This window comes from Corallococcus sp. CA047B, from assembly GCF_003612065.1.
GTDB lineage: Bacteria > Myxococcota > Myxococcia > Myxococcales > Myxococcaceae > Corallococcus > Corallococcus praedator.
Map to the genome: position 1 here is coordinate 1 of NZ_RAWD01000701.1, position 677 is coordinate 677.

Here is a 677-nt window from a genome sequence, read left to right on the forward strand (position 1 = left end):
GCCGGGGGCCTGCCGGCTGGCGCTGGGGGGCCTGAGCGTCCTGTTCGTGAACATGACGTTCGCGCTGGGGGCGCGGGCCTCGTGGGCCGGCATGGGCGTGTACGCGGTGCTCGCCGTGTCGTGTCTGGTGTTGCTGCTGCTGCGCCGGGTGCCGGCGCCGGCGGGGGTGCGCTGGCGGTTGTTTCGCGGCATGGCCCTGGCGTCGGTGCTGCCCATCCTGGGGCTGGGCGCGGTGACCTCCACGCTCGCGCAGCGGGCCCTGGAGGTGGAGCTGCGGGAGAAGGCGCGGCAGGCGGTGGCCGCGGAGACAGCGTGGCTGGACCAGACGGCCACCGTGGCGCGCTCGATGCTGCGTGCGCAGAGCCGGGACGCGGCCTTCGTGGCCACGGCGCGCGCGGGGGACCGCGAGGGCCTTCGCGAGCGGGTGGACCTGCTGGAGAATGACTCCGGCCTGTTCGACGCGGCCTGGGTGCTGGATGCGACGGGGGAGACGCTGGTGGCCTCCTCGCGGCTCAAGCGCTCCGGCAACTTCTCCGACCGGGAGTACTTCCAGCAGGCGATGAAGGGGGATGGCGAGGTGCTGTTGTCGCGGCCCTTCCTCACGCGCGCGGGCCTGCCCTTCGTCGTCTTCACCGCGCCGGTGGACCTGGGCGGGGGCGGGCGGCTCATCCTGGTGG

Annotated in this window: 1 pseudogene; it reads left to right on the top strand. The window is 74.3% G+C overall.

Going from position 1 to position 677, the window contains the following annotated elements:
• A pseudogene (locus D7X74_RS43495) lies at positions 1–677 on the top strand (sensor histidine kinase); the annotation flags it as partial.